Below are 12,425 nucleotides of genomic sequence, written 5' to 3'. Positions count from 1 at the left end.
ACCTAGATGAAGCCCTGGATGAGTATAAATACTGGTGAAAAAAACGGGGGGAACAAGTCTAGCCCTTCACGCGTTTGATGACAACGCTGCGGGTGTCAGGCTTGCTCTGTATCAAATCACACGGTTTGTTGAGTAGCCTGCCCGACGTGTACAATAGGCGCCAGTCAAGGCAGGAGCAATAGCGCAAACCGGCGCGGCAGACTGTTCTGTTTTCAACCAGAGGTGAATGTTCATGGATATTAACGAAACCATTAAAAATCAGCTCGCAGAGAATCCGATCATTCTTTACATGAAAGGGTCTCCCCAGGCTCCGCAGTGTGGCTTTTCTGCTAAAACATCGCAGGCCCTGATGGCGTGTGGCGAGCGTTTTGCATTTGTGAATATTCTTGACAATCAGGAGCTGCGCGAAGGCCTGAAAGTCTACTCCAGCTGGCCTACATACCCCCAGCTGTATGTAAACGGCGAGCTGGTTGGCGGCTGTGACATCATTATGGAAATGTCAGAAAACGGCGAACTGGCCGCTTTGGTAAAAGAGGCTGCCAAACAGGCCGAGGCCTGATCTTTACCTGCCTGGAGTGCAGGTCCGCCAATTAAAGCCGCGACGGAGAAAACACCAGTTTTACTTCGAAGCGGCTTTTGCTTTTCTGATCAGGTGGCGGCTCCGGGTAAGGACTCGCTGACAGCGCGGCCTGGTAGGCTGCAAGATCTATTTGTTGAATACCTGTCGATTTGACCACCCTGGCCCGTGTTAATGCCCCATTGCTCAGTAGCTGAAGCTCCAGTTCCATGGTGCTTGTATCAGTCAGCTGCCTGATAGCGGGTATCCTCAGTGTTTCAAGCTTCGTTGCCAAGTGCGTTGCCAGCTTTATCAAGTAAGGATCCTGTTCGCTGGGCGACAGAGTTATTTTTGTGACATCTTCTGTCGTTTGCTTGTCCGCAACCTGAGTGCGGACCCCGGAATTGGATTGTGCTCCCGAGGTAGATGGGGTTGCCGTTGTTTGCGTGGCGTCGGCTTTATTGTTTGGCGTTGTAGCTTGTACCTTGCTGCCGACAGAAATTTTTTGTTGAGAGTTGGTTGTTGTAACTTCTGGCGTTGTCAGCCCGGGGGTGTTTTGGGGCGGTACCTCAAAGGGCGGGTTGCGGGGTTCGGGCGTATCGTTTGGCCGTTGCGGATTTGCAGATGCGGGTATTCCCTGGCTGCTATCTACTGCTACCAACTCCAGGTTTAGTTGGTGCCTGTGCCGGATGGGTAAATCCGGAAGAATGGCAGGAAACCCGGATAATAGCAGCGTATGAATCAGGAAGGCGGTTGATAAGGCTAGGGCGATCCGATGCTTCGCCGGAAGGCTGTTGTTGCTGCCGTGCTCCAGCATTTAACTCAGGTATCTCCTTTACTGCCAAGTGTTCACTGCGCCAGACGCTGGGCCCGCAAGGTGATTGCAGGCCCAGGCCAGGTCAAGCAGTTTTACTACGTAGGGAACCAACAACGGCATCCAGTGCCCGGTCGATGAGGGCCCCTTGCTCAAGCCGTGTCATTCTTCCTCGTCGCATTTCATGGGCAAGGTCGGTGCGGGTCTTTTCGATGACTTTAAGCCCCATGCGATTTACAAAGACAAAACAGTCCGCTTCCTCAATGATTGCGGACAGCTTGCAGCGGAAGCTTGCACCATTAACCAGCCTGAACTCAACCCAGTGGCCAATTTCCAGGCTATCAACCTGAGCCATGAACTCGGCGATCACTGCATCTTCGGGCTCAGCCTGGCTCTTGGCTTCATCCTTTGGCTCTTCCTGAGCGGGTGGCTCTTCCGCGACCTCCATACTGGAACTTGCGCGGAACGCTTCTGCCAGCTCATGTTTGAGTAAGCTCATGGTGTCATCAAGCTTGGTGGCGTTATATGAAACCTCTTCCAGGCCCGCTCTGAGCGACTTGAGAAGGCCAGGTACAATGCGTACCCACTGGTCCCTTTCAGTGTCTTCCTGATGCGGGTGAAGACACCAGATCAGATCGTCAACAACTTTGACGCTTTCTTGCCAGCGATGCTCCACATCGTCCCGCAGGTATGCAAGGAACATAAACCGGCTCCAGCCATTAATAAGGATATTATGGACAGGTTCGGGGAGGCGGTAGCGCGCTATTCGTTCTTTTATTACCCGGTCGACCATTTCCTGGGCCTTCTGGGATTTGATGCGGCCACGCTCAGATTCACGAGTGCGCTGCTCTACAAGAGACGATTTCCGGTTTTCTCTGGCAAGAAACTCTTCAAACTCTTCATTCAGGGTTTCGAAAAGAGTTATATCACCATCAAATTCACTAAGGATTCGCTGCACAATGCTGTGAATTTTTTCATACAGCTTATCTCGCGCTTTTTCGTCGCTGTTGCTCCAACCAATACCTGCGCGGGCAAGAGCATTAAGCAGTTTGCGCGCGGGATGGGCAGTCTTGCTGAAAAAGCTTTTGTCTTTGATAACAACTTTAAGGATGGGTATCTGCAGCCGACTGATCAAAACCTGAACCGGTGCTGACAAGTTGTAATCGTCAAGGATGAACTCAAATAACATGGATACGAGGTTGATCAGATCCTCATCCATCTCCTTCAGCGCAGGCTTCTTGCCGTCGTTTGTTTGGGCCTGGGCCAGAATCTGTTGTACGACGCTGAGGAGATCGATAGTAAGCGGATCGCCCTCGCTGAGGTTAAGTTGGGCGTCTGGCTGGGTATTTAAAGGCAGCGCAGCCAGCAGGCTGACCAATTCGTTGCCGCCGATAACGCGTATGTCTGAGCTGTATTGACGCGATGGTATGCCGGCATTGGCCCTCTGGCGAGCCAGCAGCTGATGTATCTGTTCGAAGACGGCGTTGCTGCCCTGGTCACCACTTGACTGGCTTTCATGAGCGGCGGAGCTTTCGGAAGATTCCTGGCTCTCCGTAGCGCTGCTGTGCTGCGTCCCGGTTTTCCCGTGATAGCGGAAGTTGGGAATAACTCCTGCTTGAACGAGAATCCTGTTGGCTTCATCCAGAAGCATGCCCAGATTGGAAACAACATAACGATCAAACTGCTTGAGCAGAATCAATCGTTCCCGGATTTGAATTTCCAGAGCCTGAATCGCTTCGGTGAACGCGCTGCAAAGATGCTCCGGCGCCATAGGGTTGACCGGTGACTCCTCAGAGGCACCATCATAGACATGGCTAAAGCGAGTTTGAAGCTGAATGAGCGGCCCCTGGAAATGCGCTTTTGCTTTGGTGATCATGGCATTAAGAGCTACTTGCTCCTCAAGATCATCGTTGCCAACGAGTGCCAGGTTGTCTGCGTTTGCTTGCCGCCCCAAGGTGTCTTCGTGCAGTTGAACCGTATGGGGGGGATTTGCAAAAAATTGTGCAACGGTATTCTGGAAGTGGCGCTCCACGCCTTTGCGCTTGATACGGATTTCCCGCATGGCTTCAAAATAGCGGTTCTGCTCGTTGTTGCTGCGGGCATTGTTTGCCAGTTCGAACAGCGAATCATCAACGGCATCAAATGCGCCCTGCAATAGATCTCCGAGCCCGGCGACGACTGTGTCGCGGATGCGGGTGACCTCCACAGGAACCGGCTCGCTGCTTCCCGCTTCCCTGTGCTCACGGAGGTAATGTATGCCGGACTGCTTGTTCATGGCCGACTCCTGTTTACGGCTCAACCGGGTACATGACCGAGTTAGACTTTCTGTTTTTTAGTTATAGGCTAAATTTACCGCATTTTCTGCCGGGATAACATGAATAAAATCTAACCAGTGCTCTTATCCGCAAAAAAGGGTGACCCAGCGGAGCACCCTTGATTGATTTAATGGTGTGAAGGTGTAGTGGCTGGGGTTGCCTCCTAGCTTACATAGACCGGGCCAATTCCAACGCTCCAGATAACGACACTGATAGCAAGAAGTGCGACAAACATGATCAACCCAACTGTCAGCACCGCTGTGGCAAACATGAATCCTCGCTCCTCGGGGATTTTCATGAGGATGGGGAGGCCTTCATAAAGAAGATACACCGCATACGCAATGGCAATGAGCCCTGCCAGCATGTTTACCCATATATTAGGGTAGGCTGCGATAACTCCGATAAGGAACATGGGTGTGGCGGTATAGGCCGCCATTGCTACGCCCCTGGGCGCGTTGTCTACCGCATCGTAGGTTGCTGCAAAGAAATCAATGAATTTACCAAGAATGAAAATGCCTGCCAGCATGGCAGCATAGAACAGCACGGACAGGCTTAACGCGCTGTTTACGGAAAGGCGTGTGACTTGTCCGTCACCAATCTGCCAGCCTACCTGGGTGGTTCCGAAGAAACCGGCCAGGGCGGGGATAAGAGCGAGAAGCAGTACGTGTCCAAGATAGAGTTGGGTGGTGGACTCGGAATCTTTCCGAATGGCTTTCCATTGCTGATCAGGGTGGGTCAGAAGACCAAAAGTGTGCGACAAGCTCATGGATAAACTCCTTAGCATTATTGTTTTTCAGTGTTCCCATTGAGTGTTGGCGGTAGATTGATATGCGTCAAGGAGCTGGTTACATTTTGATCTTTCAAGAAAGGGCTTCGCTATAACTGGAACGTCTATAGCGAAGTGAGGACAGGATGGCTTAAACGATGGAGAGTGCGCGTTTTTTGCGCTTCTTGGGGTGCACAATTGCGGCTTTCACAACGTTGTCTTTGATTTGGAGTACCTCTACCCGGTGCCCATCGACCCTCAGGCATACGTTGGTGTCCGGTATATTCTCAAGGGTTTCGGTGATTAAGCCGTTGAGGGTCTTGGGGCCGTCTGTGGGCAGTTTCCAACCAAGGGATTTGTTGATTGAGCGCACGGATGCGGTGCCATCAACAATAAACGTGCCGTCTTCCTGGGGGATGATGTCGGGGCTGGCTGCAGCGTAGTCTGTTGTGAATTCGCCAACGATCTCTTCCAGAATATCCTCAAGAGTTGCGAGCCCAAGTACATCGCCATACTCATCCACGACAATACCGAACCGGCGTTTTCCCTTCTGGAAGTTAATGAGTTGCGTGTTCAGTGGTGTGCTTTCGGGAACGAAGTAGGGCTCCTGGCATAGCTGCATGATCATGGGCTTGCTTATCTCATCTTGCTGCAGCAGTTTTGTTGCGCTGCGCAGGTGCAGGATGCCCTGAATGTTATTGATGTCACCTTTGAATACCGGCAGGCGAGTGTGCTGGCTATTTCTTAATTGGCGCAAAATGGTGTCAGTGTCGTCGTCCAGATCGATGCCGGAAACCTCATTGCGGGGCACCATGATGTCGTTAACGGTGACCTTTTCGAGATCGAGGATACTGACCAGCATATCCTTGTGTTTGGTCGGGATCAGGGCGCCTGCCTCGTTTACCAAAGTCCTCAGCTCTTCACGGCTCAGATGGTCGCTGGCTGAGTCATTTGGAGAAATCCGGAGGACCCAGAGAATGGCGCCGGTAAACAGGTTGACCGCCCATACAATCGGATAAAGGATTTTCAGCAGGGGCCCAAGAATATAGCTTGCTGGAAAAGCAATTTTTTCAGGGAACAGGGCGGCCAGAGTCTTGGGGGTGACCTCCGCAAAAATCAGGATGACGATGGTCAGCAGCAGCGTGGCGATGGCGATACCGGCGTCGCCCCAAAGCCTTATTGCTATAACAGTGGCTATAGATGATGCCAGAATGTTGACGAAGTTGTTGCCGATCAGAATGATGCCGATGAGCTGATCGGTGCGTTTCAGCAGCCCCTGTGCCCGTTTGGCGCCTTTATGGCCGGTCTTGGCCATATGTTTGAGGCGATACCGGTTAAGAGACATCATTCCGGTTTCAGAGCTGGAAAAGAATGCCGACAGCATGATCAGCCCGACGAGAATAATCGACAGCGCAGTAAGCGATGTACCGTCCAAACCAGAGGTGTCCTTATGTTGCTGACAAGTAGCGAAAATAGGTTGTGATTGTGCCTGGTGTCAAGAGATTGTGGGCCAGATATCAGCCGCCCCTCTGGAATACCAGTTCAAGTGCGAATTTGCTGCCGTAAAAGGCCACCATGAGAAGGGCGCAGCCGGCCAGTGTCCAGCGGCTTGCCGTCATGCCTCGCCAGCCCTTGGTATAGCGGCCCACAAGCAGGGCTATAAAGACCAGCAGCGACAGTATGGAAAATACGGTTTTATGGGCCAGATTCTGGGCGAAAAGATTTTCTATGAATACAGCGCCGGTAATGATGGCCAGGGTTAACATGACAACGCCAGCCCAGACCATTTCGAAGAGCAGTGATTCCATGGTTTGGAGCGGCGGCAAATTACGTATCAGCGGGCTGTTATAATTTTGTTTGAGCTGCCGGTTCTGAAAATAAAGCAGGATTGCTTGTATAGCCGCAAGAGAGAACAGGCTGTAGGCTGTGACAGACAGTGCGATGTGAGACAGTACTCCATAGCTTTCGTCAGATACCAGTCGCGATGGCGTATGAGTAATCAGTGTCATTATGATGGTCAGCGCTGCAAGCGGGTAAACGCCGAGGAACAGGCTTTGAACCGGTTTTCTCAGGTTCAGGCCCAGCAGTAAAAACACGATTAACCAGGAGATCAGAACCGAGCTTTTGAAAAAACCCAGATCGACACCTCCATCGTGGTAGATGGTCTGCGAGATCAAAAGCCCGTGAGACGTGAGCGCCAGCATGCCGATAAGGGTGGTTATCGCGATATTGCTGTGCACGCGACCACGGAAGTGGAGCGCCTGCAAAGCGGTGCCGACGCTGTACAGAAAAAGAGAGGTGACCGCGAGAATCAGCGTTCCCATAACTTCCTTTATTAACCACTGTGCTGGCTGGAGATCGACAGATATAGCTGTCGATTTGACCGGGTTGGTCGTTTCAGGACGATAGTCTGGTTATAATGTCGCGATTATGCAACAGGAATCAAGGAGCCGAAGCTGGCTCTGAGGTTTGTGCACTCAATTTACCCGGGGAACGGAAGAGCAACATGTTTGAGAATCTCCAAGACCGACTTTCCGGTAGCCTGCGCAAGATTTCCGGTCAGGCGCGGCTCACCGAAGATAATATAAAGGACACTCTCCGGGAAGTGCGCATGGCACTGCTGGAGGCGGACGTCGCCCTGCCAGTGGTGAAAGACTTTGTAGAGGGTGTCCGTCAGCGCGCTATCGGGCAGGAAGTTCAGCGCAGCCTTTCCCCGGGCCAGGTCTTTATCAAGGTTGTTCAGCAGGAGCTGGAACGGGTCATGGGTGAGGGGAATGAAGCCCTCAATCTTGCCGTTCAGCCTCCCGCCGTAATCATGATGGCAGGTCTTCAGGGTGCGGGTAAAACCACCACGGTTGCGAAGTTGTCGCGTTTTCTCAAGGAGCGGCACAAGAAATCAGTAATGGTCGTGAGTGCCGATGTTTATCGGCCGGCTGCGATCAAGCAGTTGGAGACTTTGGCAGGCGAGGTGGGTGTTGAGTTTTTTTCCAGTACCGCTGATCAGGATCCTGTTGTCATCGCGGAAGGTGCTGTAGCTGCTGCCCGCAAGAAGCATGTCGATGTGGTTATCCTCGATACCGCCGGTCGCTTGCATGTCGATGAGCAGATGATGGGCGAGATTGGTCGGTTGCATAAGGCGGTCAATCCGATAGAAACCCTGTTCGTGGTTGATGCCATGACCGGGCAGGATGCTGCCAATACTGCCAAGGCATTCAACGATGCCTTGCCGCTGACCGGTGTGATTTTAACGAAAACTGACGGCGATGCCCGCGGTGGTGCTGCGCTTTCGGTCAGGCATATTACGGGTAAGCCCATCAAGTTTCTGGGTGTTGGCGAGAAGTCGGATGCCCTGGAACCGTTCCACCCGGATCGGGTTGCTTCCCGGATATTGGGTATGGGCGATGTTCTGTCCCTTATCGAGGAAGCCGAGCGCAAGCTGGACCAGAAGAAGGCTCAGAAACTCACCAAAAAAATCAAAAAAGGCAAAAGCTTTGATCTGGAAGATTTCCGCGACCAGCTTCAGCAAATGAAGAATATGGGCGGTATCGGTGGCTTGATGGATAAGCTTCCCGGAATGGGGCAGATGGCTCAGGCGGCGCAGCAGCAGGTTAACGATAAGTCGATGGGGCAATTGGAGGCGATCATTTGTTCGATGACGCCAAAAGAGCGTCGCTACCCGGATGTAATCAATAATTCCCGTAAACGCCGCATTGCCGCAGGTTCCGGAACGCAGATACAAGATGTGAATCGTCTGCTCAAGCAGCATAAGCAGATGCAAAAAATGATGAAAAAGTTTAGCAAAAAAGGTGGAATGGCGAATATGATGCGCGGTCTTGGTGGTATGATGCCGCCGGGCGGTGGCGGCGGTGGAATGCCTCCATTTGGCCGTATGTAAAAAGCCTTACATGGAAAACCTGCAAACAGTTAGTTTGCCTGTTTTCTTTGGCGCTCATTTAGCATAGAATAGCGCCCCTTTCGAGTATGGGTCTCCGCGTCAGTCACTATAGTGGCAGGCGTGAAACGTACAAAGTTCGTATAACAGAACAGGATATTGGTTAAATGGTAACAATCCGTTTGGCTCGCGGCGGCTCCAAGAAGCGCCCGTTCTATCATCTGACAGTCACTGACAGCCGCAATGCACGTGACGGCGCTTTCATTGAGCGCGTAGGCTTTTTCAACCCGATCGCACGCGGTCAGGAAGAGCGTCTCCGTATTGATCGCGACCGTGTGAATTACTGGGTTGGCCAGGGTGCACAGACCAGCGATCGCGTTGCGCAGCTGCTCAAGGCTGCTGAGTAAGCTTTTACTGACTACCGAGGTTGTTGTATGACGCAGAATTCGCAGGAAACTGTGATCGGTCGGATTACCTCGGTGTTTGGGGTTAAGGGGTGGTTAAAGGTTTATTCCTTCACCGACCCCATTGACGGAATACTTGGCTATACCAACTGGGTTCTCGATCTGGACGGTAAGCGTATTCCGGCAAAGCTTGAAGAGGGTCGCCGGCAAGGCAAGGCGATCGTTGTAAGGCTTAAAGGTATTAATGATCGTGATCAGGCCCGGACATACTGTGGTGCCGAGGTCAGGGTGCCCACTTCTGAGCTGCCTGAACTTCCTGAAGGGGAATTTTATTGGCGTCAGTTGCAGGGGCTTGATGTGTTCACGGTTGAGGGCGAATGCCTTGGGCGAGTGGATCACCTCATAGAAACCGGCTCTAATGATGTTCTGGTGGTGCATGCAACTGCGGGCTCCATCGATCAACGTGAGCGCCTGATTCCATACCTTCCTGAGCAAGTTGTTCGGGAAGTGAATCTGGCAGAGCACAAACTGATCGCAGACTGGGATCCGGAGTTCTGACGGGTGTGGATTGGCGCAGTCAGTCTGTTTCCGGAGATGTTCCAGGCGGTAACGGAATACGGGGTAACGAGCAGGGCAGTGCGCGATGGTCTGTTGACCTTCGAGAGCTGGAATCCTCGCGACTTTACCCAGGATCGTCACCGCACCGTTGATGACCGTCCCTACGGGGGTGGCCCCGGGATGCTGATGAAAATTCAGCCGCTCAGGGATGCCATTCACGCAGCGCGGAAAGCGGCGCCAGGCAAGGCCTGTGTGGTTTATCTTTCACCTCAGGGTGAAACACTGAACCAGGCGGTTGTTGAGTCACTTGCTGCAGAAGAGCGGTTGATTCTGGTAGCGGGGCGTTATGAAGGTGTTGATGAGCGCCTGCTAGCGACAGAAGTCGACCGGGAAATATCACTGGGAGATTTTGTACTCTCTGGTGGTGAACTGGCAGCGATGACTGTTATTGATGCGGTTACACGCCTCATCCCCGGAGCGCTGGGTCATGCGCAGTCAGCAGAGCAGGATTCTTTTGCTGACGGTTTGCTGGATTGTCCGCACTACACCCGGCCCGAAGTATACGAAGGTCAGGCGGTGCCGGATATTTTGTTGGGCGGTCACCATGATCAGATCCGGCGTTGGCGACTTAAACAGTCGCTGAGGCGAACCCGGGAACGACGCCCCGACCTGCTTGAAAAGCGGGTGCTTACGGATGAAGAGCGTGAGTTGCTGGGTGAGATTTTAAACGAACCGTGTGCCTCTGAATAATCAGGGCATTAAAAGATTGGGTATCAGGAGCATTACGATGAGCGGCAAGAACAACATCATCAATCAACTTGAAACAGAACAGATGACCAAGGAAGTACCCGCGTTTGCGCCGGGTGATACCGTGGTTGTTCAGGTTCGTGTAACTGAAGGCAACCGTGAGCGTCTGCAGGCGTTTGAGGGCGTTGTTATCGGTAAGCGTAACCGTGGCATGAACTCGTCATTCACCGTACGGAAGATTTCCTACGGCGTAGGCGTTGAGCGTACTTTCCAGACTTTCTCCAAGCTGATCGACAGTGTTGCTGTGAAGCGTCGTGGTGAAGTACGTCAAGCCAAGCTTTACTACCTGCGCGAGCTTTCGGGCAAGGCAGCACGTATCAAGGAAAAGCTGGGCTGATCAGCTTTTTGCTGAGCAACCTTGCAGTGAAAAAGGCAGCCTGAGGGCTGCCTTTTTCGTTTCTGGCAAGCCAGAATGCTCATTGTACCTGGCGAGGCTGTTAGGGGTTGGGGTATGAGACCAGAAAATGAAGCGGCAATTGCCCGGTTTGTTGATGCCGTCTGGCTGGAAGACGGGCTGGGTGAGCAAACCCGCGAAGCCTACCGCAGCGATTTGCAGCGCCTGGCCGCGTGGCTGGAGGAGCAGCCGGGGCGGTTATTGCTAACTGAGGTGCGGCGAACGGATTTGCTTGCGTGGATGGCCAACGGATTCACCCGGGGTCTAAAAACGTCTACCGCTGCTCGTCGCCTCTCGGGTATTCGTCGGTTTTACCGCTTTCTTCTTCGCGAGCGGCTGATCTCTGAAGACCCCACCTTGCGCATCGACAGCCCCCGTTTGCCGCGTCGCCTGCCGGACTCGTTGACAGAAGATGAAGTGGACGCGCTTTTGGCTGAGCCAGATCCGGGTTTGCCCATTGAGCAGCGTGATAAGGCCATGCTGGAGATACTGTATGGCTGTGGTCTGCGAGTATCTGAGCTCACCGGCCTGCGGGTGGATCAGGTAAACCTGCGGCAGGGGGTCATACGTGTGACCGGAAAGGGCGACAAAGAGCGCCTGGTTCCGCTGGGTGAGGAGGCGATAGATTGGCTTGTCCTGTATATGAAAGAAGGTCGCCCGGAGCTTCTGAAGGGGCGGGCCTGTGATGCGCTTTTTCCGGGAAATCGCGCTGCGGCCATGACGCGCCAAACTTTCTGGTACAGGGTTCGCCACTACGCCACCCGAACAGGTATTCGTAAGCACTTGTCGCCCCACACGCTCCGTCATGCCTTTGCAACACATCTGCTTAATCATGGTGCAGATTTGCGTGTGGTTCAGATGCTGTTGGGGCACTCTGACCTTTCCACGACCCAGATATACACCCATGTCGCGCGCCAGCGTTTACAATCGTTGCATAAGGCTCATCACCCCCGTGGCTGATATTGCGATTTTTAGGTAAGGTGGCGCTCTGAACTTTCTTTACAAGCTGCTGTCGCACGGTTTTGGCTAAAAGAACCATTTCATGGTTTGTGAACACAGTTTCGCAAGCCCCTTAATTACTCTGCTGAATAGGTGTGTTTTCCAGAATGAATGTAAAACAGTGGTTTATGTTGGTGCTAATGGCGGTCGGGGTTCTGGGATCAGCCTTCAGCGTTGCTGGTGATGTTGAAGACAAAATTAGTGAGCGCCTATCCAGTGCCATACCCGGGCTGGAAATAGTGTCGGTTCGCGAATCTGAGGCGAAGGGGCTCTATGAGATTCAGAGTGGGGGTGGTGAGACCGTGTATGCCACCCAGGATGGCCAGTACCTGTTTACCGGTGATTTGTTGAAAGTTACCAATATGGGCATTGCCAACGTCACCAAAGAGACCAAAGCAAATGCGCGGCACAAGGCTATGACCGACTTTGGAAGGGACGGCCTTATCAGTTACAAGGCCAGTGATGAAAAGGCGGTGATTGATGTGTTCACCGACATTGATTGCCCGTATTGCCGCAAGCTCCATGACGAGGTTCCAAAACTCAATGACTACGGTATCACGGTGAATTATTACGCTTACCCGCGCTCCAAGCCCGGTTCGCCATCTTTTGTAAAATACGTTTCTGTTTGGTGCGCTGAAGACCAGCAGTCTGCAATGAATGCAGCTAAAGCTGGTCATACTGTTCCTGCGGCAACCTGTGATAATCCAGTGTTGGAGCAGTATGAGCTTGGGCAGCGTGTTGGCGTAACGGGCACTCCGGCGATTGTGCTGGAAGACGGTAATATCGTGCCTGGTTTTGTGCCGGCCAGAAACCTTGCCGAGGGGCTGGGGCTGCTTTAAATCCTTTACAGGCCACTGCTTCCTCCGGGTGGGCCTGGTTATGTGACAGGCTTTTGGTTCAGGGCTTATTCAACCGGCCCT

Annotated in this window: 13 protein-coding genes; 8 read left to right on the top strand and 5 right to left on the bottom strand. The window is 52.8% G+C overall.

Annotation, left to right across the window (positions count from 1 at the left end; genetic code table 11):
• The first annotated feature begins 232 nt into the window (after positions 1–232).
• On the top strand, positions 233–559 hold the full coding sequence (gene grxD, locus FE848_RS06405; protein WP_200201929.1) for a Grx4 family monothiol glutaredoxin: 327 nt from the start codon (positions 233–235) through the stop codon (positions 557–559).
• Between the two features lie 31 nt (positions 560–590).
• On the opposite strand, the gene FE848_RS06400 is transcribed toward grxD, so the two are convergent.
• The 5 genes from FE848_RS06400 to FE848_RS06380 all read right to left on the bottom strand — a co-directional run bounded on the left by FE848_RS06400 (position 591) and on the right by FE848_RS06380 (position 6,775).
• Positions 591–1,373 (bottom strand): energy transducer TonB, encoded by a 783-nt coding sequence (locus FE848_RS06400; RefSeq protein ID WP_200201928.1) that lies wholly within the window; start codon positions 1,371–1,373, stop codon positions 591–593.
• Positions 1,374–1,455: 82 nt separating this feature from the next.
• On the bottom strand, positions 1,456–3,645 hold the full coding sequence (locus tag FE848_RS06395; protein WP_200201927.1) for a DUF1631 domain-containing protein: 2,190 nt from the start codon (positions 3,643–3,645) through the stop codon (positions 1,456–1,458).
• A gap of 203 nt (positions 3,646–3,848) precedes the next feature.
• Positions 3,849–4,451: a Yip1 family protein gene (locus tag FE848_RS06390; protein ID WP_200201926.1), complete on the bottom strand. Its 603-nt coding sequence runs from the start codon at positions 4,449–4,451 to the stop codon at positions 3,849–3,851.
• A gap of 151 nt (positions 4,452–4,602) precedes the next feature.
• Complete coding sequence (locus FE848_RS06385; protein ID WP_200201925.1) at positions 4,603–5,886, bottom strand: HlyC/CorC family transporter; 1,284 nt, start codon at positions 5,884–5,886, stop codon at positions 4,603–4,605.
• An 82-nt stretch (positions 5,887–5,968) separates the two neighbouring features.
• Entirely contained in the window at positions 5,969–6,775 is an 807-nt protein-coding gene (locus FE848_RS06380) for an inner membrane protein YpjD (protein ID WP_200201924.1), read from the bottom strand.
• A gap of 182 nt (positions 6,776–6,957) precedes the next feature.
• On the opposite strand from FE848_RS06380, the gene ffh reads away from it, so the two are divergent.
• From ffh to FE848_RS06345, 7 genes are all read left to right on the top strand, one after another.
• Positions 6,958–8,346, top strand: a complete 1,389-nt coding sequence (ffh, locus tag FE848_RS06375; RefSeq protein ID WP_200201923.1) for a signal recognition particle protein — start codon at positions 6,958–6,960, stop codon at positions 8,344–8,346.
• Between the two features lie 164 nt (positions 8,347–8,510).
• Positions 8,511–8,750 (top strand): 30S ribosomal protein S16, encoded by a 240-nt coding sequence (rpsP, locus tag FE848_RS06370; RefSeq protein ID WP_200201922.1) that lies wholly within the window; start codon positions 8,511–8,513, stop codon positions 8,748–8,750.
• Positions 8,751–8,777: 27 nt separating this feature from the next.
• Positions 8,778–9,305 carry a ribosome maturation factor RimM gene (rimM, locus tag FE848_RS06365; protein WP_200201921.1) on the top strand — a complete coding sequence of 176 codons (528 nt, stop codon included), beginning with the start codon at positions 8,778–8,780 and terminating at the stop codon, positions 9,303–9,305.
• Between the two features lie 3 nt (positions 9,306–9,308).
• Entirely contained in the window at positions 9,309–10,055 is a 747-nt protein-coding gene (gene trmD, locus FE848_RS06360; protein WP_200201920.1) for a tRNA (guanosine(37)-N1)-methyltransferase TrmD, read from the top strand.
• Between the two features lie 37 nt (positions 10,056–10,092).
• Positions 10,093–10,449, top strand: a complete 357-nt coding sequence (rplS, locus tag FE848_RS06355; protein WP_200201919.1) for a 50S ribosomal protein L19 — start codon at positions 10,093–10,095, stop codon at positions 10,447–10,449.
• Between the two features lie 114 nt (positions 10,450–10,563).
• On the top strand, positions 10,564–11,466 hold the full coding sequence (xerD, locus tag FE848_RS06350) for a site-specific tyrosine recombinase XerD (RefSeq protein ID WP_200201918.1): 903 nt from the start codon (positions 10,564–10,566) through the stop codon (positions 11,464–11,466).
• A gap of 146 nt (positions 11,467–11,612) precedes the next feature.
• A complete protein-coding gene (locus FE848_RS06345) occupies positions 11,613–12,344 on the top strand; it encodes a DsbC family protein (protein WP_200201917.1) in 732 nt (243 codons plus the stop codon).
• Positions 12,345–12,425 lie beyond the last annotated feature (81 nt).

The sequence above is a fragment of the Marinobacter sp. 1-3A genome (genome assembly GCF_016597775.1).
GTDB classification, from domain to species: domain Bacteria; phylum Pseudomonadota; class Gammaproteobacteria; order Pseudomonadales; family Oleiphilaceae; genus Marinobacter; species Marinobacter xiaoshiensis.
The sequence above is the reverse complement of the archived record's forward strand: the minus strand, read 5'-3'. Positions and strand labels throughout refer to the sequence as shown.

Bases quoted from the DNA above. Each gene is read 5' to 3' on its own strand.
- xerD (WP_200201918.1), top strand. From the start codon at position 10,564: ATGAGACCAGAAAATGAAGCGGCAATTGCCCGGTTTGTTGATGCCGTC.
- ffh (WP_200201923.1), top strand. From the start codon at position 6,958: ATGTTTGAGAATCTCCAAGACCGACTTTCCGGTAGCCTGCGCAAGATT.
- rpsP (WP_200201922.1), top strand. From the start codon at position 8,511: ATGGTAACAATCCGTTTGGCTCGCGGCGGCTCCAAGAAGCGCCCGTTC.
- rplS (WP_200201919.1), top strand. From the start codon at position 10,093: ATGAGCGGCAAGAACAACATCATCAATCAACTTGAAACAGAACAGATG.
- FE848_RS06345 (WP_200201917.1), top strand. From the start codon at position 11,613: ATGAATGTAAAACAGTGGTTTATGTTGGTGCTAATGGCGGTCGGGGTT.
- FE848_RS06400 (WP_200201928.1), bottom strand. From the start codon at position 1,373: ATGCTGGAGCACGGCAGCAACAACAGCCTTCCGGCGAAGCATCGGATC.
- grxD (WP_200201929.1), top strand. From the start codon at position 233: ATGGATATTAACGAAACCATTAAAAATCAGCTCGCAGAGAATCCGATC.
- FE848_RS06395 (WP_200201927.1), bottom strand. From the start codon at position 3,645: ATGAACAAGCAGTCCGGCATACATTACCTCCGTGAGCACAGGGAAGCG.
- FE848_RS06380 (WP_200201924.1), bottom strand. From the start codon at position 6,775: ATGGGAACGCTGATTCTCGCGGTCACCTCTCTTTTTCTGTACAGCGTC.
- FE848_RS06390 (WP_200201926.1), bottom strand. From the start codon at position 4,451: ATGAGCTTGTCGCACACTTTTGGTCTTCTGACCCACCCTGATCAGCAA.
- rimM (WP_200201921.1), top strand. From the start codon at position 8,778: ATGACGCAGAATTCGCAGGAAACTGTGATCGGTCGGATTACCTCGGTG.